The organism is Streptomyces glaucosporus, from assembly GCF_039533345.1.
In the GTDB taxonomy this organism is placed as follows: domain Bacteria; phylum Actinomycetota; class Actinomycetes; order Streptomycetales; family Streptomycetaceae; genus Streptomyces; species Streptomyces glaucosporus.
The window spans coordinates 13,497-34,663 of the sequence record NZ_BAAATJ010000022.1 but is presented as its reverse complement, the minus strand read 5'-3'; the positions used below and the strand labels follow the sequence as shown (position 1 = coordinate 34,663).

The following is a 21,167-nucleotide window of genomic DNA, read 5'->3' as shown; positions in this document are numbered from 1 at the left end:
CCACGGACGGCGCATCTCCTGGGTTGCGGTCTTCGGGCGCTTCCCGGCCGCCGCGCACCGGGGGAGGCGGACTGCGCAACCTGGGAGATGCCTGCGACACGGACGGGTTGCCACAGTCACGGAACTCGAAGACGGTCACAGCAGGGGGAGAGCGATCCCGATGCCGCAGCACACGACGAGACTCCGCACCACCGAAACGGCCGGGCCGTCCAGGCTCCCCTCCCTGACGGGCATGCGCTTCGTCGCGGCCGTCCTGGTCTTCCTCTTCCACGCCGTCCACCAGGGGTTCTTCGCGTCGGAGCGGACGCAGGACATCGCGCACGCGCTCTTCTACCAGGGCGGCTGGGCCGGCGTCGGCTTCTTCTTCGTCCTCAGCGGTTTCATCCTCACCTGGTCGATGCGCGCGGACGACACCGCGCCGGCGTTCTTCCGGCGCAGGTTCTTCAAGATCTACCCGCTCCACCTGATCACCCTGGTCATCGCCATGATGCTGGCGGCATGGGTGGCGCAGGCCTCGGTCAGTGGCTGGAACCTGGCCCTCCAGGTGCTGCTGCTCCAGTCGTGGTCCCCCGACATCATGGTCCGCGGCTCCTTCAACGGGGTGGCGTGGTCGCTGTCCTGCGAGGCGTTCTTCTACGCGCTGTTCCCGGTCCTGATCCGGATCATCGACCGCATCCGCCCCGAGCGCCTGTGGGCGTGGGCGGGGGCCGTCGTGGCGGCCGTCTTCGCCGTGCCGTTCGCCGCCGACCGGCTGCCCGACCAGGGGACCTTCCCGACGATGGACGTCACGGCGGCGGACCTGTGGCTCGTCTACCAGTTCCCCGGCACGCGGCTGCTCGACTTCGTCCTCGGCATCATCCTGGCGCGGGTGGTGATGGAGGGACGCAGGCTCCCCCTCGGCTTCGGCGGTTCGGTGGCCCTCGTCGTCGCGGCCTACGCCGTGGCCCCGCTCTTCCCGTCCTCCTACCACCTGGTGGCCGTCATGGTGGTGCCGCTCGGCCTCCTCGTGGCCAGCGCCGCGAGGGAGGAGGCGGCCGGCCGGCGCACCTGGCTCTCCGGCCGGGCCATGGTGTGGCTGGGGGAGATCTCCTTCGCCTTCTACATCACCCACCAGCTCGTCCAGAGCTACGCCCACCAGCTGCTGGGGGTGGGCACGGGCTGGGACACGCCGCGGGCGATCGGCCTGCTCGCGCTGATCTTCGGCGCCACCCTGCTGGTGTCGTGGCTGCTGTTCACCCTGGTCGAACGCCCGGTCATGCGGCGCTTCGGCACCTCGCGCAGCCGCCGCCGCGCCCCCGCCGGGGAGGCGGCCGGGCGGACCGTCCCGGACCGTCCCGCCCGGCGGACGGCCGGTGCGGCGGCAGAGGAGCGGACGCCGTCGCCGCTGTGACCGCGCTCTCCCGCCCCCCGGGAGCATCCGGCCCCCCGCGCCGCCGGACGCTTCCGGGGGCGGGCTCCGGCGCGTCCGGGCGGGCTCCGTCCGGACGCGCCCCGGGGGCCGGGGGCGCCGCCGCCCCGCGCGCCCCGGGGGTCCGGGCCGTCCCGGATCCCCGGGGGCGCGCGGGGCGGCTCAGGCCGGCCCGCAGGCGATGTCCGCGAGGCGCCGGCCGTAGTCCGACTGCCGCATCCCGGCGGCGAGCCGGAGGCAGGCCTCGGCGTCGATGAACCCCATCCGCAGGGCGATCTCCTCGAGGCAGGCCACCCGCTCCCCCTCGTACTTCTCGGCGAACTGCACGTACTGGCCGGCGGCCAGCAGGGAGTCGTGGGTGCCGCAGTCGAACCAGGCGAAACCGCGGCCCAGCTCGACCATCTTCGCCCGGCCCTGCCTGAGGTACTCGAGGTTGACGTCGGTGATCTCCAGTTCGCCGCGGGGCGAGGGGGCGATCCCCCGGGCGATGTCGACGGCCTGGTCGTCGTAGAAGTACAGGCCCGTGACCGCCTTGTCGGACCGGGGGCGCAGCGGCTTCTCCTCGATGGAGACCAGCGTGCCCTCGGAGTCCACCTCGCCGACGCCGTACCGCTGCGGGTCGGGCACGGGGTGGCCGAACAGGGTGCAGCCGTCGAGCGATTCGCGACAGCGGCGCAGCACCTCCGGGAGCCCGGCGCCGTGGAAGACGTTGTCGCCCAGGACCAGCGCCGAGCTGCCGTGACCGATGTGCCCGGCGCCGATCAGGAGGGCCTCGGCGACGCCGCGCGGCTCCCGCTGCACCGCGTAGGACAGGTTCAGGCCGAGCCTCGAACCGTCGCCGAGCAGTTCCTGCATGACCGGGACCGCGGACGGCGTGGAGATGATCAGGATGTCCCGGATCCCGGCCAGCATCAGCACGGAGAGCGGGTAGTAGACCATCGGCTTGTCGTAGACGGGAAGCAGCTGCTTGGACGTCGCCAGGGTCAGGGGGAACAACCGCGTGCCGCTGCCGCCGGCGAGGACGATTCCCTTCATCATCCGGTCCGTTCTTCGAGTCGTGGGTCGGTGGTCGGTTCGTCCGGACGCGTCCCGGCACGGAACGGGCGCCGGGCGGTGCACCGCCCGGCGCCGGGGCCGCGTCTCGTCGAACGGGCTGCCGTCCACTGCCGGCGGAGGGCGGCCGCCCGGGGTCAGGGGCGCGGGGCGCGGTACTCGGCGGTCAGCCTCTCCAGCGCCGGCACGACGTCGTTCGGGCTCGGCATCGCCCTCACCTCGGTGCGCAGCCGGGCGGCGTTCGCCGCGTAGGACGGGTCCTCCAGGACCAGCTTGAGGCTGTCCCGCAGCGCGTCGGCGGTCAGGGTGCCGGAGTTGCCCGCGTACACCCCGGCGCCGCGCTGCTCCAGCCCGTGCGCCATGGCCAGCGGACCGCCCCACTTCTCGACCTTGAAGTCGTTGGGCACGACGATCTGCGGGACGCCGTGCTCGAGCGCCCCCGCGAAGGCGCCCGTGCCGCCTTCGTGGACGATCGCCGAACACGTGGGCAGCAGCGCGTTCAGCGGGACGAAGTCGACGGCACGCACGTTGTCCGGCAGCACCGCCGATCCGAGCTGCCGGGCGTCGAGGGTCGCGATCACCTCGACGTCGAGGTCGGCCACCGCGTCCAGCAGGTCACGGGCCGAGGACCCGCCGCCGATGGTGGCATCCCGGTGCGAGATGCCCTGCGTGATGCACACACGTCTGCGGGAGGGGCGCTCGTACACCCAGTCCGGGTTGATCGAGGGGCCGTTGAACGCCATGTTCCGCATCGGGAGGTAGTGGACCCCCTCCGGCTGCCAGATCCAGGGCGGCGAGGGGGAGATGGTCCACTGCCCGAGCACCGCCGTCTCGTCGAAGTCGCAGCCGTACCGCTCCAGGATCGGCTGCAGCCAGTCCCGCATCGGGTCGCCGGCGGAACCGAACCGGGGGCGGCAGGCCGCCCGCAGCTGCGCCACCCTGTCCACACTCCACAGCATCCGGGCATGGGCCGCGCCGACGACCCGGGCCGCCACCGCGCCGGGGAAGGCGGTCGGGTCCGTGATGACCAGGTCGGGCCGCCACTTGCGCGCGAAGTCCACCAGGTCCTCGAACGCGGAGTCGGGGAAGAACACCGCGCGCACGCCCGCGGTGAAGTCCTCCAGCTCGACGTGCGGGTCGCCCCAGCCGTAGTCGCTCTGCACCGATCTCCCGGTGCGCAGGCCCCTGGGGTCGCAGGGCCCCGCCGACTCGCCGTCCGGCGCCCCCTTCGCCATCCGTATCGGCTCTTCGCTCGGCGCCGCCTGCGCCATCTTCTCTCCGAGGGCGAGCACCTCGCCGACGGACACCCCGGGCAGCCCGGTGTGCGCGATGTCCTGGGCCATGTCCGGCGGGCCGGCGACGCACACCTCGTGCCCTGCGGTGCGGAGCGCCCACGCCAGCGGCACCTGCACGTACAGGTGCGCCCTGAAGGGGTTGGTGACGAAGAGAATCCGCATCGCAGTCCTTCCACTGGGGTGACGGGTGACAGCGGCTGTGCCGGGTGACGCGCCCGGCGGCGGCAGCCGGACGGCGGGGGCCCGCGCACACGCCCGGAACGAGGGGCGCACTGCCGGCCACCGCGGCGGCGGTGGCGTCCGGCGGCCTCTCCGCGGCACCGGGATCCCGCCCGCGCGGGCCTCGCGCCCGGTGACCAGTATGGCGTCGGGCTCCCGTCGCGGACGTCTTCTGGATTGCCTCCTTGGCCGCCCCGGGGACGAGGGCCCGGGGGCCGCGTCCCCGGGGCGGCTCACAGGTTGTTCAGGCAGAAGAGCAGGGTTCTGGCCTCGATGCCGAGGTAGTAGCTGTGCCGCTGCAGCGCCAGCAGCTGCTCGACGGTGACCCACGCGAAATCCGGCGGCACCCGCAGCGGGAAGTCGTCGTCGGCCTCGACCACGAGGTAGCGGGTCTCGGCGTGGAGGAAGCGCCCCCCTTCCTCGGACTGCACGGCGTCGTAGCGGACGCGCCCGCGCGCCGACAGCACGTAGTCGAGGAACTCCGGGCGGGGGTCCGCCGGGGTGCCGCCGCGGCCGTCCGCCGTGGACCGCACGGTGGGGCCGAGTTCCACCGTGTCCCGGTGGCCCGGCAGGACCTCGGCGCGCACCAGCGCGTGCAGCTTCCCGCCGATGCGCCGGACCACCAGACCCGCCAGGGCGAGGCCGTGCGGCGCCAGCAGCGGCTGCTTCCAGCTGTGCACCTCGCGGGTGCGGGCGTGCGCCCGGACGCCGACGATGCTGAAGTCCGCGCCGACGGCGCCGAGGTTCCCGCCGTCCTCGGGGACGATCCTCCCGGACTCCCGGCGCCATCCCACCAGGGAGTCCATCGGAACCAGCCGGGCGGACAGCTCGTACGCGCTCTTGCGGCCGGTGAACCAGCTCAGGACCTCGGTCATCGTGTGCAGGCCGCAGGGCTCCGGGCCGCGGTCGAACACCTCCTCGCCGTCCGGCGCGCCCGCCGGGGCCTCGACGGGCAGGCATCCCAGGACCGTGCGGGCGTCCATGTTGACGACGCTGCGCCGCCGGAGCAGCCTGCGGATCTGCCCGAGGGTCAGCCAGCAGAAGTCGTCCCCGACGGGCACGTCCCCGGTGACCTCGACGACGATGTTCCGGTTGCGCTTCAGATGGAACCAGGCGCCCTGCTCCGACTGGAGGACGTCGACGAGGACCCGCCCTCTGCCCGCCTCCGTGAAGTACTCCACGTAGGGGGTGCGCCCTCCGCGGTGCACCCGGGTGTAGTTGCTGGACGTCGCCTGGACCGTGGGCGACAACTGCACCAGGCCGGTGTTGCCGGGCTCCATCTTGGCCTGCAGCAGGAAGTGCAGGACGCCGTCGAACTCCTTGGCGATGACGCCGAGGATGGCGATGTCCCGCTGTACGAGAATGGGCTGCCACCATTCCCCGACGCGACCGTGGTCCGTCCTGACGTGCAGTCCCTCCACGGTGAAGAACCGGCCGCTGTGGTGCTCCAGGTTCCCGGTGCCGGGGGCGAAGCGCCATCCGCCCGGTTCGGTCAGCTCCTCCAGGGGGATCACGGTGCTCTCGAACGGCTGCCGCCTCTTCTCCTCCAGCCAGGCGTCGACATCGGGGCTCATCCGCGACGAGGCGGTCCGCGCCGAGGCGGTGACGCGGGCGGCCAGGGCGGCGGACGTGCCGGCGGCGGGCTGTCGGAGGAGTGCGGGCACCGGAAACCCCCAGGGGACGTGGTTGCGGGCATCGTCGTACGGCCGCGGCACGCGGCGCATCTTCCCCGTTGCGGCGCGCCGGGACGGTCCGGGCGCGGGTACAGCACGCCGGGAGATGCGCGCCCGCGGGGCCGGGTGGCACATTCGCATCCGTCGGCCCCGCCGGCCTCCGCCGGCCGTCCCCGCCGTGCGCGTCCGGCCAGGCTTCCCCGTTCGAACCACCGCCAAGGAGTCTGGATGGACCGCATGATCAACGTTGTGCAGCCGACGCTGGGCGAGCGCGAACTCGCCGCGGTGCGCGAGGTGTTCGAGAGCAACTGGGTCGGGCGCGGCGCCCGAACCGGCGAGTTCGAGGCGGCCTTCGCCCGGCACCTGGGTGTCGATCCCGGGCACGTCACGTCGACGAACTCGTGCACCTCGGCCACGTTCATCGCGATGGAGCTGCTCGGCGTCGGCCCCGGCGACGAGGTCGTGCTGCCGACGGTGAGTTTCGTGGGGGTCGGCAACGCGATCGCCGCGCGCGGCGCGCGGCCGGTCTTCTGCGACGTCGACGAGGCCACGCTCAACCCGAGCGCGGCCGACGTCGAGGCGGTGCTGACCGAACGGACCAAGGCCGTGGTGATCCTGCACTACGGCGGGCACCCCGGTGCGGTCGCCGAGATCGCCGAGCTGTGCCGCGCCCGCGGTGTCCGCCTGGTGGAGGACGCCGCCCTGGCCGTCGCGTCCACGGTGGACGGACGGGCCTGCGGCACCTTCGGGGACATGGGCGTGTGGAGCTTCGACCACGCCAAGATCCTGGTGACCGTGGACGGCGGCATGCTGTACGTGCGCGATCCGGAGCTCGCCGCCCGCGCCCCCAGGATCGCCTACTTCGGCCTGGAGCAGGGCGGGCCCGCCCGGTCCGGGTCGTCGGCCTCCTTCCACAGCGGCTACGACCAGGCGCTGCGCTCGCGGACCCGCTGGTGGGACTACGACGTCACGTCGTTCTCGGGCCGCTCCACCACCAACGACGTGCTCTCCGCCATCGGCAGCGTCCAGCTGAGCCGGCTCGGCGAGTTCGTCGCCCGCCGCCACGAGGTCGCGCGGGCCTACGACGAGGGCCTCGCCGGGGTGGCCGGGCTGCGCGTGCCGCCGCGGCCGCCGGCCGGGCACACCTCCTCGTACTACATGTACTGGGTGCAGTTCGAGGGGGGCATCCGCGACCAGGTCGCGCGCGACCTCTACGAACGCGGCATCTACACCACCTTCCGGTACCCGCTGATGCACCGCATCCGGGCGTACGGATCGGACGCCGTGCTGCCGCGGGCCGAGGCCGCCGCGGCCAAGACGCTGCTGCTGCCGATCCACCAGTCGCTCTCCGACGCCGACGTCGACCGGGTCGTCGCCGAGGTGCGCGACTGCACCGCCGCGCGGCTCGGCAGGGCCCGGGCGGCGTGACCCGGCCGCTCCGGCGGCCCCCTGGACGAGTGAGTCCGATGTTCGTGCCGGCCGCGACCATGGCGAAGGGCGCCCGCTGGCCAGTGTGTGAAGACAACCCTGGACGCTTTTCCGGCGGCCCTGTACGTGTTCATCGACGACCACGTGGCTCCCCGTCGCCGGATCGGGCGACCCCCGAAACCGGCGGACGCCGACCTGTCGTGCACTGTTGTGCCTCGCGGTCGCCCAGGTCCTGCCCGGTTTCCCCCCGGCTCGCCACCGGATCCGCTTCGCACATGCCCGGCCGGGTCCGGCAGTGGATCGAGGCCGTCATCGACACCCTCAAAGGCCGGCTCAGCCTCGAACAGCACGGCGGCAGAACACCGGCCGGAGTCTTCGCCCGCACCGGACAACGACTCCTCGCCCTCGCCGCCGGCATGTCGCGGTACATGATCTCCTCGTTCGAGACCCACAACAGCTGCGCCGGGCAGATGGCCGCCCTCAACGACGACCCGAACCCGGTCTACTACTACGGCTACGCCACGGAGTGCGTGGGCGACCGGGCGAATGACAACATCGGCTACATCAAGGTCTGGGACGCCCTTTAGAGCGGGTCACCGGCGGCTGCCGTCAACCCCGACCATGAACCCGGCCATGGCTGGTCAGTGGAACCCGGCCGGCCGCCCCCGGCGCCACGAGCGTGGCGCGAGTCCAGGAAGCAGCGCGGCCGTACACCGGGCTCGCCGGGCTCCGGGCTCGTACGGTCCGCCGGTGCGATCGCACGGAGCGGCGGGCAACTCCTGGACCGCGGGCGCGGTTTCGTCATCGGCTGCCGCGATCTCCACTACGGCCGGAGACCGCGAGAAGCCGGGCGAGCCGGGCGCCGCGTGGACGACAGCGGCTGGGTGAAGGTGCCGGCGGGGGCGCCCACTTGGGGTGTCGCGGGCCGAGTGCGGCAGTCCGTCCTTCAGGTGCGCAGGAAGTCGGCATGACGGGCGTGGGGTCCGGCCGTCTTCCGGCCGACGGCGGTGGAGAGCACGCTGCGGTGGAGCCGGGCTCCCTGCCGGTCGCACCGGAGCCGGTACGGCACTCGGTTCGACGGTCCGGTCGGCGTCCAGCCGTGCGTGGACGTCGAGCGGTACGTCTTCACGGAGTCCGTCGAGAAGGTGGCTCTCCCGGCACCGCACCCGGCTGCACGTACGACCCCGTATTTCACTTCCGACCCCCGAGTATCTGGTTGGTATTAATCATTTGTAGATCGAATGTAAATCGGGGCCCATGAGGATGTTTGTGCCGTCTGATCACAGACTGCTACGCCAAGAGGAAAGGCAACTCATGAGATACGGCAGAACCAGCCTGTGGGCTGCGGGTTCGGCCCTGGCCGCGGCGATGGCGCTCGTCGGCACCCTCGCCCCGGGCGCCAGCGCCGAGCAGCAGCGCGACGGCAACAGCGAGAAGAGCGTCCCGATCTCACAGGCCGTCGGCGCCGACAACCTGCGGAAGATGAACGAGCAGCGACCCCTCGTCGCCGCTGCGAGCATCCTGGCCAAGGCCCAGGAGCGGGGCCACTACGAGGGCTACACGGGCATCGGCCTTCAGGAAGACCACGTCACCCTGTGGTGGAAGGGCGACCTGCCCGAGCCCATACAGCGGGCCGCGGAGCGGGCCCGCAGAACCGCCCCCGTGCACATCGTCGCCGCGGACCACTCGCTGGCCGAACTCAGGGACGCCTCCGAGCTGTTACAGGCCCGGCTGGAGAAGGATCCCTCGCTCGGCCACAGCGTCAAGATCCCCACCGACGGCAGCGGACTGGTCCTGGCACAGGACACCACCCGCGCAGCACGCACCGCCTCCGTCGCGCAGGACCACAGCACGGTCGACCGGATCGCCGGCGTGTCCGTGAAGACGATCAGCGAGGAGCCTCTCCAGGAACGCTCGCGTGTGAACGACGGCGCGCCGTGGTCGGGCGGAGCACAGATAAACTTCAATGGCGGGGCGTGCACGGCCGGGTTCGGTGTGCGTGACGCAAGCGCGACCTACCTGCTCACCGCTGAGCACTGCGGTCGGAGCGGCAATCGGTTCACCAACCCGCAGGGCGCCTACATCGGCACCTCCACCAAGTCCAGTGACGCCCACGACGTGATGCTCATCCCCACGAACTCCGACAACTTCATGTACACCGGGGGACCCGACAGCGACGCGGGCGTGCGGGTCGACGGCTGGGACCACGTCTTCCCGGGTGAGTACCTGTGCCAGTCCGGAATCACCAGCGCACGGGCCACGGGCGGCCCGGTCTGCAACATGAAGGTCCTCTTCTTCTACAACGACTCCGAAGACCTGGTGGAGGCGGAGCAGATGGACGGCCGGGAGGCGGCCCGCAGCGGTGACAGCGGCGGCCCGGTCTACACCGCCTCGGCCGCCGGCGGCGCGATCGCCAAGGGCACGGTGACCCGTAGTGCGGGGGCGCGCCTGGGCTTCCAGGACTTCTACACGGCCACGCGGGACTTCGGCATCTGGATCAACAGGTAGATCCGTCCTCGCGGCCCGCGCCAGGGCCCGCCCGGCGTCCTCGGCGGCCGTGAAGGCCGGGAGGACGCCGGCTTCCGCGCCCCGGGTTCGATCCCGGTCTCCCGGAAGAGCAGGTAGCCGACCGGCGAAGCCCTTGTCGGCGAGGATCGCCTGCCCTTGGCGGACGAGGTGGTGGTCGCGTTCGGGCAGCGCGGCCATCACCTCCCGCTCGCCGGTCTTCGGGTGGGCCGGGCACCAGGTGACGGGCATGCCCTCGGCGGTGGTGACCAGGTGGGGGCGGAAATCGCCGGAAGAAGCGGGAGTGGCCGCGGCAGTGGCCGTACCCGCAGTGCCCGGCGAGGCCGGAGCGCTTGACGGTCTCGCGGGAGGCCGCGCAGCGCAGCGGGGTGGAGTCGATCAGCCGCGGATCGCCGTGCCAGGTCGGCGCCTGCCGGGCCAGTGCCTCGATCACCTGGCTGATCAGCGGCCCGGCCGCGTTCAGGCGCTTGGTGCGGGCGGACTGCCGGGGCAGGCAGCGGAACAGGCGCCCCGGCCGGGCATGTGCGAAGCGGATCCGGTGGCGAGCCGGGGGGAAACCGGGCAGGACCTGGGCGACCGCGAGGCACAACAGTGCACGACAGGTCGGCGTCCGCCGGTTTCGGGGGTCGCCCGATCCGGCGACGGGGAGCCACGTGGTCGTCGATGAACACGTACAGGGCCGCCGGAAAAGCGTCCAGGGTTGTCTTCACACACTGGCCAGCGGGCGCCCTTCGCCATGGTCGCGGCCGGCACGAACATCGGACTCACTCGTCTAGATCCGGTGGGCGGCCTCGCCGATGCGGGCGACCAGCTCGGCGGTGCGGACGGCCGTCGCCGCCCACTCCCGGTGGTGCGGGTCTCGGCCATGGGCGCGGGCGGCGCCGACCGCGGCCGCGAAGGCGCTCACCCCCGCGCTCAGCTGGTGCTCGGCGGGCAGGGTGAGTTCCTCGACGAGGTCCTGCGACACCAGGCGCAGGACCGGGGCGTACCAGGGGGGCGGGGTGAAGGCCCGCTCGACGGTGAGCTGCCCGGTGCTGCCCCAGAGCCGGTAGCGGGACCCGAAGCCGTGCTCGAAGCCGAAGTCGCCGGTGGCGATCACGCCGTCCGCCGAGCAGGCGACGAAGCTGCCCGAGACGTCCACGCCGGAGGCCGGGTCCCTCCGCAGCACGGCGCCCGCCACGGTCAGGTCGTCGCCGAGGAAGTACTGCATCGCCCGCACCGGGTAGACACCGACGTCGAGCAGGGCCCCGCCGCCCAGCTCGGGCCGGTACCGGATGTCGTCCCCGGGCAGGGGCGGGAAGCAGAAGGAGCTCGAGAAGTGCCGCAGCCGGCCGATGCGGCCCTCGCGCACCAGGGACTGCACGCGCCGGTGCTGGCCGTGGTGCAGGAAGCCGAAGTTCTCCCGCAGCACCAGGCCGCGGGCGGCCGCCAGCCGGGTCAGCTCGACGGTGTCCCGGACGGTGGTGGTCAGGGGCTTCTCCGCCAGGACGTGCTTGCCGCACTCCAGCGCCGCCACCGCCGCCTCGTGGTGCAGGGCGTTGGGGAGGGCGATGTAGACGGCGTCGACGTCCTGGCGGAGCAGCAGGTTCTCGTAGCCCGCCACGGGGTCGCAGTGGAACCTCTCGGCGAAGGCCGCGGCCTTGGCGCGGTCCCGGCTGGCGACGGCGGTCAGGAGCACGCCGGGGGTGTCCCGGATGGCGGGGAGCATGGTGCGCGCGCCGAACGCCGAGCAGCCGATCACACCGAGGCGCAGGGCGTTCCGCGGACCGCTCCTCGGATCCGGGCGGCCGGCGGGGGCGATGTGTGCGGACACTGCCGCTCCTGTTCCTCGTTCGGGCGGGGCGGGCCGGGTCAGATCCAGGAGACGGACGGCAGCGGGAAGACCATCCTCCCGCCTCCCGCCAGGAACTCCTGCTCCCGCTCGACGAATCCCCGGCGGTGCACCCACGGGAGCACCAGCAGCTGGTCGGGGCGGCGCGCCTTGGCGTCCTCCTCGGAGACGATGGGGATGCCGGACCCGGGGGTGAGGCAGCCGTGCTTCTCCGGGCTGACCTCGCCGATGCAGGGCAGGTCCCGGGCGTCGATCCCGCAGTACTGGAGGACCACGTTGCCCTTGGTCGACGCCCCGTAGCCCAGGGTCAGCCTGCCGGCGGCCCGCGAGTCGTCGAGGAACGCGCGCAGCACGTCGCGGTGGCTGCGGACGCGGCGCGCGAAGGCCTCGTAGGGGGCCATGGTGTCCAGCCCGAGCTCGGCCTCCCGGCGGCGGATCCGCTCGATCCCGGCGGTGTCGATCCTGTGCCGGGCCGGGTCCTTGACCAGGGTGAGGCACAGGCTGCCGCCGTTGACCTCGGTGATCTCGGCCGTCGACACGGTGAGGCCGACGCGCTCGGCCATCCACTCGATCTGGCTCAGCGCGTAGTACTCGAGGTGCTCGTGGCACACCGCGTCGTAGGCCAGCACGTCGAGCATGGAGGCCAGGTAGCTCATCTCGATCATCCACACGCCGTCGTCCGTGAGGATGTCGCGCACGTCCGCCATGAACCCGACCGGGTCCGGCAGGTCGTAGAACATCGCGATCGAGGTGACGATCTTGGCCTTGCGGTTGCCGAACCGCTCGGTGAAGACCGCCTTCGAGAAGAAGTCCGGGATCAGCTCGATGTGTTCGGGGTAGTACCGGCGCCACTTCTCGCCGGTGGGGTCGATGCCCACCAGGGCGGGGCCGTCGGCCGGGTACCCCTGCAGCAGGGTGGAGTCGTTGCTGCCGATGTCGACGACCAGGTCGGCGGCGCCGAGATCGACCATGCCGGTGAGCCGGGCGACCTTGCCGTGCAGGTGGTTGATCATGTAGGGCCGGATGCCCGAGCGGTAGCCGTAGCGGTTGCCGTACATGAGGGAGAGGTCCGCGGTGTGCCGCAGCTGCACCAGCCCGCAGCCGTCCGGGGAGCACTTGACGAGCTCCAGCGGGGCGGTCGGCACGATCTCGCCGGGGCGGGGGAAGATGCCGGTCAGGGCCTGGGTCCCGAGGTCCAGCACGGGCAGCAGGGTGCGGTTGCCGCAGATGCGGCACTCGGTGCACTCGGTGACGGCCATGGCGCCTCCGGTGACGGCCATGGTGCCTTCGATGATGGTCATGATGCCTTCCACTCGGTCGTCGTTCGGGGCCGGCGCGGTGTGCGCGGCGGCCGTTCCCGGCCGGGCGGGCGCCGGCGGGGGGATCGCACGTGGCGCGGCCGGCCGTGCCGGTGCGGGCGGCGGGTGCGGCGTCGGGCCGCCGGGAACACGCGGGCACCGAAGGTCCCCGTGGGCATGACGGCCCCATCGTGGTACGGGCGGGACCGCGGTGCATCTCGTGGATTGCGGTGCGGACCGGCACGGGGACGGCGGCCGGGCGCCGGACGGCACCGCCGCGGACCCCGCCCGGCCACCGCCTCCGCGCCGGGCCCGCGGAGTCCGTCAGCCCGCCTCCAGGTAGAAGGGCTCCTCCGGCCTCACCAGGGACAGCCGCCGCGCGGGCCGCCCGGCCACCGGGGTCCCGCCCCGGCCGATGCCGCGGTAGACGTACCCGGCCGCACGCAGTTCGGCGATCGTCTCCTTCGGGTAGTGGGCGCGGCCGTCGAGCAGCAGGCACGGCTCGGCGACCGGGAGGGAGGCGAAGTCGATGCCGAGGAAGTCGCGGTGCAGGGCGAGCACCGCGACGCAGTCGGCCCCGCGCACCGCGTCGTCGAGGGAGGCCTCCGGTTCCGTGCCGAACAGCGCGGCGGCGGCCTCCCGGTCGACCAGCGGGTCGTGGAGGCGCACGGTGACCCCCGCGGCGGCCAGGGCCTCGACCACCCCCCGGACCGGCGTGGCGCGCAGGTCGCCGGTGTCGTTCTTGAAGGCCAGGCCCAGCACGGCCACGGTGGACGCCGCCGGGTCCTTGCCGAGCCCGATCAGCTCGTCGATGATCAGCTCCGCCGTGTACTCGGGCATCCCGGCGTTGACCTCCCGGCCCACCGCCGCGGTCCGGATGCGCACGCCGTGCTCGTCGGCGGTGCGCCACACCATCCACGGGTCCTTGGTCAGGCACGACCCCCCGACGCCGACGCCGGGCAGCAGGATGTTGACGTTGCCGGCGCCCTTGGGGATGGTGTTCGCCGCGGAGATGACGTCGAGCACGTCCGCGCCGTAGAGCGCGCACAGCTTGGCCAGCTCGTTCGCCATGGCGATGTTGAGGTCGATCCACCAGTTGTCGGCCAGCTTCACGAGTTCGGCGGCCTCCAGGGTCTCCATCGGCAGGATGTCCACCCCCAGGGCGCGCCGCCACAGCTCTCCGGCCGACGCGGCGCAGTCGGGGGTCAGCCCGCCGACCACGATCGGGAAGGTGCTCAGCTCCCGCAGCGCGGTGCCCTCCGCGAGCCGCTCCGGGGTGAAGGCCAGACCGAAGTCCTCGCCGGCCACCAGCCCGCCCGTCTCCAGCAGGGGAGCGAGCAGGTCGCGGGTGGTGCCGGGCGGCACCGTGGACTTCAGGACGACCAGCTGGCCGGGGCGCAGGTGCCCGCTCAGCTCCAGGGCGGCGCCGCGCAGCTGCTCGTCGGCGAGCGAACCGTCGTCGCGCACCGGCGTGCCGACGGTGATCAGCACGACGTCGGCGGCGCCCGCCTCGGCGGTCTCGGTGGTCACCCGCAGCCGCCCGGAGTCCAGGCCCGAGAACAGCCTCTCCGCGAGGCCGTGCTCGCTGAACCGGCACTCCCGCCTGCCCAGCTCCTCGACCAGCCGGGGGTCGGTGTCGATCCCGATGACGCCGAACCCGCGCTCGGCCAGGGTCGCCGCGACGCAGGAACCTACGTACCCGAAACCGATGACCGCCACGGTGGGATCGCCGCGGTCGGGGAGAAAGCGCATCTTGCATCTCCAATCGAAGGCAGTGTGGCCCACGCCGATGCTCCTCACCGCCGCGTGCGGCGGGCATCTTCTGGCGTGCCGCCGCCCGGAATTCAGCAACGGGGGAGTAGGGGGGCCCAGCGCGGCGCCCATACCGTTGACGGCGACGGTCGGCGAGCGAGGAAAGGCGGTATGCGATGGCCCGGCCCGCCAAGCCCGCGTCCGGACCCATCCGGACGGTCTCCTCCCGCGAGGTGTACCGCAATCCGTGGCTGTCGCTGCGCGAGGACGTCGTGGAGCGCCCGGACGGCACCCGCGGCATCTACTCGGTGGTCGACCGGCCCGACTACGCCGTGGTGATAGCCGCGGAACGCGGCGGGTTCCACCTGGTCGACCAGTACCGGTACCCGATCCGCGGGCGGTACTGGGAGTTCCCCCAGGGCTGTTTCCCGCAGGGCCGCACCGGCACCGCGGAGGAGCTGGGCCGCGCCGAGCTGGCCGAGGAGACCGGCCTGAGCGCGGCGTCGTGGACGCCGCTCGGCACGCTCTACGGCTGGCACGGCGCCAGCGGGCAGGCGTTCACCGTGTTCCTGGCCACCGGCCTGAGCGCGGGCACCCCCCGGCGCGAGCACGAGGAGCAGGACATGCGCCACCGCTGGTTCCCGCGCGCGGAGTTCGAGCGGATGATCCGGGCGGGCAGCATACGGGACGACTCCACCGTGGCGGCCTACCTCCTGCTGCTGATGCACGAGCGGGAGGCCGGGTGACCGGTCCGCCCCCGCGCGCGGACAGGCGTCCGCCCCGCCGCCTCCGGGGGCGGCGGGGCGGGGGGCGGCTCAGCCCCGGGAGCCGGCGCCGCCGAGGGGGGCGGCTTCGTCCTCCGGCGCCACGCCGCTGTCGGGCAGGGCGAGCCACCAGGGGTTCCGCCGCGCCCACGCGATCGTCTCGGTGAGGCCGTCGCGCAGGCCGGTGGTGCACCGCCAGCCCAGGGTGGTCCTGATCTTGGTGGTGTCCGGGATGCGCCGCCGCAGGTCCTGGTACCGCTCGCCGAGCCGGTCCCGGGTCCCGACCGGCACGGCCGCCCCGGTGCCGGTCAGCTCCGCGACCGCGGCGCTCAGCTCGGCCACCGTGGTCTCCACCGAACTGCCGACGTTGAAGCACTCCCCGACCGCTCTGTCGCTGGTGCCGACGGCGATCGTGGCGTCGACCGCGTCGCCGACGTAGGTGAAGCACCGGGTCTGGCCCCCGCCGTCGTACACCACCGGCGGCAGCCCGTTCAGGGCCCGGTGGATGCTCCTGCTGACGACGAAGGCAGGCCGCTGCCGCGGACCGTAGACGTTGAAGTAGCGCACGATGGACACTCTCAGCCCGCGTTCACGGGCGAAGGCGAAGGCCAGGTGCTCGCCCAGCGCCTTGCTGGAGGAGTAGCACCACCGGTCCACGGCGGTGCTGCCCAGCACCCGGTCGTCGTCCTCGCGCCAGGGGACCGCGGGGTTCTTCCCGAAGACCTCGCTGGTGCTCGCCACGACGACCCGCGCGCCCGCCCTCGCGGCCAGGTCCAGCACGTTCCGGGTGCCCAGCAGGTTGATGTCGATGACGTCCAGCGGACGGTCGAGGTACCGGTCGACCCCGACCACCGCGGCGAGGTGGTAGACGGTGTCCACCCCCTCCCCGATCACCTCGGCCAGCCGCGCCGCGTCCCGGACGTCGCCGGTGACGTGGCGGACCGGGCCCGTGACGGCCCGGTCGGCCGGCGGCGCGCCACCGTCGAACACGGTGACCTCGTCGCCCCGGCGGACCAGCTCGTCCACCAGATGACTGCCCACGAACCCGCATCCCCCGGTGACCACGATCCGCGCCACGACCCCTACCTCCCGGTCCCGGCACCGGCCACGGCGGGCCCGCACCCTCGGTCAGACGGCGATGTCATCGATCCCCCACCTCTCAGAGCACGACAGGACGGCACACGGACAGCGTGCGGGCCGGCGGCCGGCCGCGCATCTCCTGGCATGCCCTCACACCCCCGGCCGCGCCGGGCCGGAACACCGCAATCCACAAGATGCGCCGCGCCTTCCGCCCGTACCACGATGGGCAGGTCATGCCCACGGGAGCCCTTCGGCTGCCGCCGGCCGGACTCCCGCCCCAGACGCCGGCCGCCACCGGCCGGAAGCGAACCGCCGGGACCGCCGAACCTTCGCCGGCCCCGGCGACGTACCCGTACGGGGCCGATGGTGCCCTGGCGAAACCGCCGCAAGACACGAGGAGACTTCTGACAGTGGAGAGGACCAACACGGTCATCGAGCGGGGCACCGTGCCGGTGGCGCAGCTGCGCGCCCTGACGGAGGGCCAGGTGCTCGTACCCGGCGACGCCGGCTACGACCGGGCGCGCACCGTCTACCTGGGCGGAATGAACCAGCGGCCGGCCGCGATCGTGCGGCCCGCCGGCGCCGCCGACGTGGCGCGGGTCGTCTCGCTGGTGCGCGACAGCGGGATCCCCCTGGCGGTCAAGAGCGGTGGGCACAGCATGTTCTGCCTCTGCGACGACGGCATCGTGCTCGACATGTCCTCGATGCGCGGCCTGCAGATCGACCCCGCGACGCGCACCGCCTGGGCCGAGGCCGGCCTGACCGCCGGCGAGTTCACCAACGCGGCCGCCGAGCACGGCCTCGCCACCGGTTTCGGGGACACCGGGAGCGTCGGTCTGGGAGGCATCACCGTCGGCGGCGGCATCGGCTACCTGGTCCGCAAGTACGGTCTCACCATCGACGACCTGCTGGCGGCCGAGGTGGTCACCGCCGACGGCGAGCTGCGCCGGGTCGACGCCGAGCACGAGCCCGACCTGTTCTGGGCGATCCGCGGCGGCGGCGGCAACTTCGGCGTGGTGACCCGGCTGCGGCTGCGCATGCACGAGCTGAGCACGGTCCTCGGCGGCCTGCTGGTCCTGCCGGGGACCCCCGAGGTCGTCGCCGGCTTCGTGGAGCTGTCGCAGCAGGCCCCGGAGGAGCTGACCAGCATCGTCAACATCATGCCGGCGATGCCGATGCCCTTCGTCCCCGAGGAGCTGCACGGCACCCCGATCGTCATGGCCATGATGGTCTACGCGGGCGAGGGCGAGGCGGCCGAGAAGGCCATCGCGCCCTTCCGCGCCCTGGCCACGCCGATCGCCGACATGATCGAGCCGATGCCGTATCCGGCGATCTACCCGCCCGAGGAGGAGGAGCACCCGGTCGCCGCGGCCCGCAACCTGTTCACGGACACCCTCGACACCGACGACGCGGCGCTGATCCTGGACCGGATCAGGACGTCGACGGCCGTCGTGCCGGCGGTCCAGGTGCGTGTGCTCGGCGGCGCGATGGCCCGCGTCCCCCAGGACGCCACCGCGTTCGCCCACCGCGACCGCAAGATAATGATCAACGTGGCGGCCATGTACGAGAACCCCGGGGAGGCCGAGGAGCACACCCGCTGGGCCGACGACCTCACCGCGGCGCTGCAGAAGGGCGTGCCGGGCGTGTACGTCAACTTCCTGGCCGACGACAGCCGGGCCCGCATCCGGGAGGCGTACCCGGAGCGCACCTGGGAGCGGCTGCGCGCCGTCAAGCGCGCCTACGACCCCACCAACCTGTTCCGCGTGAACAACAACATCCCGCCCGCCGGTAACGGCGAGGACTGACCCGGCGCGCCCCCGCCCGGCCCGCCGTGCGAGCGGCGCCGCCGCGTACCCGACCCGGTACGCGAGCGGCGCCGCTCGCGTCGTCCGGGGCCGCCCGCACGGGCGGACACCGCCCCGCGGGAGGAGAGCAATCTGGAAGTTGCCGCCCCGAATCCGCCGGTGTGACGCTGATTCGGGACACCGGCGTGGCCGCGGCGGCGCGGCCCGCCCGGCATCGAGGAACGAACGCGACCCGGAACCGGGAGGGGGGAACCGGTGCCGCGTCGGCGGGGGCGGTCGTGGACAGTGCCGCCCCCGTGGTCTTTGCCGGGCAGCGGCGCCCCGCCGGCCGCGGCGCCGTCCCCCGAGGCCGCGCCCCGACCGAGACCAAGGAAGGACCCCCCTCGATGCAAACGAGCACCGAGAACGAACCGACCCCCAAAGCGGGCCGCAGGGAATGGCTGGGCCTGCTGGTTCTCGTCCTGCCGGCGCTTCTGCTGTCGGTGGACCTGACCGTGCTGTACCTGGCGCTCCCGCACCTGGCCGAGGACCTCCAGCCGAGCAGCACCCAGCAGCTGTGGATCCTGGACATCTACGGATTCATGCTCGCGGGGCTCCTCGTCACCATGGGGACCCTCGGCGACCGGATCGGCCGCCGCAAGCTGCTGATGATCGGGGGGGCCGCCTTCGGCGTCGCCTCGGTACTCGCGGCCTACTCCACCAGCCCGGAGATGCTCATCGCCACCCGGGCGCTGCTGGGCATCGCCGGAGCGACCCTCGCGCCGTCGACGGTGTCCCTGATCACCAACATGTTCAAGGACCCGAAGCAGCGCGGCACCGCCATCGCGGTGTGGACGGGCTGCTTCGTGGGCGGCGGCGTCTTCGGCCCCATCCTCGGCGGCTTCATGATGTCGTCGTTCTGGTGGGGTTCGGTGTTCCTGCTGGCGGTCCCGGTGATGGCGCTGCTGCTCGTCGCCGGGCCGCTGCTGCTGCCGGAGTACCGCAACCCCGGAGCCGGACGGCTGGACCCGCTCAGCGTCGGCCTCTCCCTGGTGACCATCATCCCGCTCATCTACGGCGTCAAGGAGCTCGCCCGCGGCTGGACGCCGGAGGCCGCCGCGGCCCTGGTCGTCGGCGTGGTCTTCGGTGTGCTGTTCGTCGGCCGGCAGCGCCGTCTGGAGGACCCGCTGCTGGACCTCGGCCTGTTCCGGATCCGCATCGCCCGCGGCGTCATGGTGCTGAGCCTGCTGGTCGGAACCATCACGGGCGGCAGCCTGCTGCTGGTCAACCTCCAGCTGCAGATGGTCGAGGGGCTCTCGCCGTGGAGCACGGGGCTCTGGCTCGTGCCCGGTGCCCTGGGCACGCTCGTCGCCATCGGGGTGAGCACCGGACTGGCCAGGACGATCCGCCCCGCGTACCTCATGGCGGGCGGGCTCCTGGTGTCGGCGGCCGGCTACGTCGTGCTGTCCCAGGTCCCCGGCGACGACAGCCTGGTGATGGTGGTGATCGGCGCGGTCCTGATCAACGCCGGTCTCGGCCCGACCCTGGCGCTGGGCTACGACATGCTCCTGGGCGCCGCCCCGCCGGAGAAGACCGGCTCGGCGTCGGCGCTGTCGGAGACCAGCGGCGAGTTCGGCGTCGCGGCCGGCATCGCCCTCATGGGCAGCATCGGCACCCTCGTCTACCGCGACCAGATCGCGGTCCCCGACGGCCTGCCGGCCGAAGCGGCGTCCGCCGCCCGGGAGAGCATCACGAACGCCGTGGCCGTGGCCCAGCGGCTGTCCGACCCCGTGGCCGGCGAGCTGATCGCCTCCGCCCGGGGGGCGTTCACCTCCGGCCTCAACGCGGTGGGCACGCTGGCCGCCGTGACCTTCGTCGTGCTGGCCACGCTCGCCTGGCGGTGGTTCCGGCACCTGCCGCCCACCTCCGCGGCCGAATCCGGCGGCGCGGAGCAGGCCGGGCAGCCCCAGGAGGCCGAGCCGGAGCCCGTCCGGGCCTGACCGAACCCGTCTGGCCGGGGCCGCACCGCGCGGACACCGCGGGGGCCGGCGGGCCTTCCGGCCCGCCGGCCCCCGCCGTGCGTCCCCGGCGTCAGCCGGGCTTGCGCGCGCAGACGATCACATAGCCGATCTGGTCCCTGCGGGGGGCGAAGAAACCCCGGTGCAGCCGGGAGAACTCCGCGACGTCCCGCTCGCCGAACTTCCCGGCCACCTCCCCGCGCCGCTCCATCGCGGCCTTCAGGTACTTGCCCTTCATCCCGAACACGCGCGGCCCGCACTGGGTGTACTCCTCGACCTCGAACCCGGCCGAGCGGGCGTACGCCAGCCACTGGGGAAGGGTCGGCAGCACCGGAAGCCTCAACGTGGTCATGAACCGCTCCACCCGCTCCGGCTCGGCCGCGCTCTCCAGGGAGAAGTCGGAGAACGCCACGCGGCCGCCCGGACGCAGCACCCGGTGCAGCTCCCCCAGCGCCCTCCCCAGATCGGGCGCGTTCTGCAGGGACTCCAGGGCCAGGACGGCGTCGAAGGAGCCGTCCGGGAAGGGAAGATCCATGTAGTCGCCGTACCGGAAGTCCACCAGCCGCTCCAGCCCGGTGGACCGGGCCCGGTTCCGCGCCGCCTCGAGCTCGACGTCGCTCACGGTCACCCCGGTCACCTCGGCCCCGTGGTGCCGGGCCAGGAACAGCGCGGTCTCGCCCGGGCCGCACCCCGCGTCCAGCACGCGCTCCCCGGGGCGCAGCCCCAGGGTGCCGGTCACCTTGCGGGTGATGCGGTGCACCGCTTCCGGCAGCGGGGCGTCGTCGTCGCGGTCGTACCAGTACCACATGTGCAGCTGGCCGCCGCGGAGTTCGTCCCCGATGGGGGAACGCCGGTCGTAGTGCCTTCCGATCTCCGCCGGACTGGCTGTCGCGTCTTCCATGGACCCGTCCCTCCCATCGGGGCTCCGCACGGTCTTCGGGCGGACGGCGGACCATCCTCCGCCGTCCGCCCGGCCGGCCGCATCTCTGTCGTTGCTGCCCCGCACCCGCCGGTTTGCCAAAACCGCGCCGAGACCGC

General features: G+C 73.1%; 16 protein-coding genes and 2 pseudogenes. 7 read left to right on the top strand and 11 right to left on the bottom strand.

Annotated features, from left to right (window positions below):
• Window positions 1–160 precede the first annotated feature (160 nt).
• On the top strand, window positions 161–1,390 hold the full coding sequence (locus tag ABD358_RS21165) for an acyltransferase family protein (RefSeq protein WP_344632676.1): 1,230 nt from the start codon (window positions 161–163) through the stop codon (window positions 1,388–1,390).
• Window positions 1,391–1,570: 180 nt separating this feature from the next.
• Here ABD358_RS21165 and rfbA read toward each other — a convergent pair whose 3' ends face one another.
• The 3 genes from rfbA to ABD358_RS21150 all read right to left on the bottom strand — a co-directional run bounded on the left by rfbA (window position 1,571) and on the right by ABD358_RS21150 (window position 5,639).
• Window positions 1,571–2,443 (bottom strand): glucose-1-phosphate thymidylyltransferase RfbA, encoded by an 873-nt coding sequence (gene rfbA, locus ABD358_RS21160; RefSeq protein WP_344632729.1) that lies wholly within the window; start codon window positions 2,441–2,443, stop codon window positions 1,571–1,573.
• A gap of 155 nt (window positions 2,444–2,598) precedes the next feature.
• On the bottom strand, window positions 2,599–3,918 hold the full coding sequence (locus tag ABD358_RS21155; RefSeq protein WP_344632675.1) for an activator-dependent family glycosyltransferase: 1,320 nt from the start codon (window positions 3,916–3,918) through the stop codon (window positions 2,599–2,601).
• Between the two features lie 290 nt (window positions 3,919–4,208).
• Complete coding sequence (locus tag ABD358_RS21150) at window positions 4,209–5,639, bottom strand: NDP-hexose 2,3-dehydratase family protein (RefSeq protein WP_344632674.1); 1,431 nt, start codon at window positions 5,637–5,639, stop codon at window positions 4,209–4,211.
• A 246-nt stretch (window positions 5,640–5,885) separates the two neighbouring features.
• Between ABD358_RS21150 and ABD358_RS21145 the strand changes: the two genes are divergently transcribed.
• Both ABD358_RS21145 and ABD358_RS21140 read left to right on the top strand, forming a co-directional pair.
• Window positions 5,886–7,076: a DegT/DnrJ/EryC1/StrS family aminotransferase gene (locus tag ABD358_RS21145; protein WP_344632673.1), complete on the top strand. Its 1,191-nt coding sequence runs from the start codon at window positions 5,886–5,888 to the stop codon at window positions 7,074–7,076.
• Window positions 7,077–7,357: 281 nt separating this feature from the next.
• Window positions 7,358–7,495, top strand: a pseudogene (locus tag ABD358_RS21140) (IS982 family transposase); the annotation flags it as partial.
• 164 nt (window positions 7,496–7,659) lie between these two features.
• Here ABD358_RS21140 and ABD358_RS21135 read toward each other — a convergent pair.
• Window positions 7,660–7,881 (bottom strand): DUF6207 family protein, encoded by a 222-nt coding sequence (locus ABD358_RS21135; RefSeq protein WP_344632672.1) that lies wholly within the window; start codon window positions 7,879–7,881, stop codon window positions 7,660–7,662.
• A 141-nt stretch (window positions 7,882–8,022) separates the two neighbouring features.
• Window positions 8,023–8,145, bottom strand: a complete 123-nt coding sequence (locus tag ABD358_RS21130; protein WP_344632671.1) for a hypothetical protein — start codon at window positions 8,143–8,145, stop codon at window positions 8,023–8,025.
• A 245-nt stretch (window positions 8,146–8,390) separates the two neighbouring features.
• Between ABD358_RS21130 and ABD358_RS21125 the strand changes: the two genes are divergently transcribed.
• The gene (locus ABD358_RS21125; RefSeq protein WP_344632670.1) at window positions 8,391–9,584 is read left to right on the top strand and encodes a trypsin-like serine protease; all 1,194 of its coding nucleotides are present in this window, start codon (window positions 8,391–8,393) and stop codon (window positions 9,582–9,584) included.
• A 117-nt stretch (window positions 9,585–9,701) separates the two neighbouring features.
• On the opposite strand, the pseudogene ABD358_RS28470 reads toward ABD358_RS21125, so the two are convergent.
• The 4 genes and pseudogenes from ABD358_RS28470 to ABD358_RS21110 form a co-directional block, all read right to left on the bottom strand.
• Window positions 9,702–10,312 (bottom strand): annotated as a pseudogene (locus tag ABD358_RS28470) (IS982 family transposase); the annotation flags it as partial.
• Between the two features lie 62 nt (window positions 10,313–10,374).
• The gene (locus tag ABD358_RS21120) at window positions 10,375–11,415 is read right to left on the bottom strand and encodes a Gfo/Idh/MocA family protein (RefSeq protein WP_344632669.1); all 1,041 of its coding nucleotides are present in this window, start codon (window positions 11,413–11,415) and stop codon (window positions 10,375–10,377) included.
• Between the two features lie 38 nt (window positions 11,416–11,453).
• Complete coding sequence (locus ABD358_RS21115; protein ID WP_344632728.1) at window positions 11,454–12,713, bottom strand: class I SAM-dependent methyltransferase; 1,260 nt, start codon at window positions 12,711–12,713, stop codon at window positions 11,454–11,456.
• 342 nt (window positions 12,714–13,055) lie between these two features.
• Window positions 13,056–14,483, bottom strand: coding sequence for a nucleotide sugar dehydrogenase (locus tag ABD358_RS21110; RefSeq protein ID WP_344632668.1), 1,428 nt, complete (start codon window positions 14,481–14,483; stop codon window positions 13,056–13,058).
• 176 nt (window positions 14,484–14,659) lie between these two features.
• On the opposite strand from ABD358_RS21110, the gene ABD358_RS21105 reads away from it, so the two are divergent.
• Window positions 14,660–15,229 (top strand): NUDIX domain-containing protein, encoded by a 570-nt coding sequence (locus tag ABD358_RS21105; RefSeq protein ID WP_344632667.1) that lies wholly within the window; start codon window positions 14,660–14,662, stop codon window positions 15,227–15,229.
• Window positions 15,230–15,298: 69 nt separating this feature from the next.
• Here ABD358_RS21105 and ABD358_RS21100 read toward each other — a convergent pair whose 3' ends face one another.
• The gene (locus tag ABD358_RS21100) at window positions 15,299–16,324 is read right to left on the bottom strand and encodes an NAD-dependent epimerase/dehydratase family protein (RefSeq protein WP_344632666.1); all 1,026 of its coding nucleotides are present in this window, start codon (window positions 16,322–16,324) and stop codon (window positions 15,299–15,301) included.
• A gap of 413 nt (window positions 16,325–16,737) precedes the next feature.
• Here ABD358_RS21100 and ABD358_RS21095 point away from each other — a divergent pair, with 413 nt between their 5' ends.
• Both ABD358_RS21095 and ABD358_RS21090 read left to right on the top strand, forming a co-directional pair.
• Window positions 16,738–18,132, top strand: coding sequence for an FAD-binding oxidoreductase (locus ABD358_RS21095; RefSeq protein ID WP_344632665.1), 1,395 nt, complete (start codon window positions 16,738–16,740; stop codon window positions 18,130–18,132).
• Between the two features lie 386 nt (window positions 18,133–18,518).
• Window positions 18,519–20,111, top strand: coding sequence for an MFS transporter (locus ABD358_RS21090; protein WP_344632664.1), 1,593 nt, complete (start codon window positions 18,519–18,521; stop codon window positions 20,109–20,111).
• 91 nt (window positions 20,112–20,202) lie between these two features.
• Here ABD358_RS21090 and ABD358_RS21085 read toward each other — a convergent pair whose 3' ends face one another.
• Window positions 20,203–21,030, bottom strand: a complete 828-nt coding sequence (locus ABD358_RS21085; RefSeq protein WP_344632663.1) for an SAM-dependent methyltransferase — start codon at window positions 21,028–21,030, stop codon at window positions 20,203–20,205.
• Between the last annotated feature and the right edge of the window lie 137 nt (window positions 21,031–21,167).

Coding starts and splice junctions, on each gene's coding strand:
- rfbA (WP_344632729.1), bottom strand. CDS start 2,443: ATGAAGGGAATCGTCCTCGCCGGCGGCAGCGGCACGCGGTTGTTCCCC.
- ABD358_RS21135 (WP_344632672.1), bottom strand. CDS start 7,881: ATGACGAAACCGCGCCCGCGGTCCAGGAGTTGCCCGCCGCTCCGTGCG.
- ABD358_RS21125 (WP_344632670.1), top strand. CDS start 8,391: ATGAGATACGGCAGAACCAGCCTGTGGGCTGCGGGTTCGGCCCTGGCC.
- ABD358_RS21110 (WP_344632668.1), bottom strand. CDS start 14,483: ATGCGCTTTCTCCCCGACCGCGGCGATCCCACCGTGGCGGTCATCGGT.
- ABD358_RS21090 (WP_344632664.1), top strand. CDS start 18,519: ATGCAAACGAGCACCGAGAACGAACCGACCCCCAAAGCGGGCCGCAGG.
- ABD358_RS21165 (WP_344632676.1), top strand. CDS start 161: ATGCCGCAGCACACGACGAGACTCCGCACCACCGAAACGGCCGGGCCG.
- ABD358_RS21105 (WP_344632667.1), top strand. CDS start 14,660: ATGGCCCGGCCCGCCAAGCCCGCGTCCGGACCCATCCGGACGGTCTCC.
- ABD358_RS21085 (WP_344632663.1), bottom strand. CDS start 21,030: ATGGAAGACGCGACAGCCAGTCCGGCGGAGATCGGAAGGCACTACGAC.
- ABD358_RS21155 (WP_344632675.1), bottom strand. CDS start 3,918: ATGCGGATTCTCTTCGTCACCAACCCCTTCAGGGCGCACCTGTACGTG.
- ABD358_RS21145 (WP_344632673.1), top strand. CDS start 5,886: ATGATCAACGTTGTGCAGCCGACGCTGGGCGAGCGCGAACTCGCCGCG.
- ABD358_RS21115 (WP_344632728.1), bottom strand. CDS start 12,713: ATGGCCGTCACCGGAGGCGCCATGGCCGTCACCGAGTGCACCGAGTGC.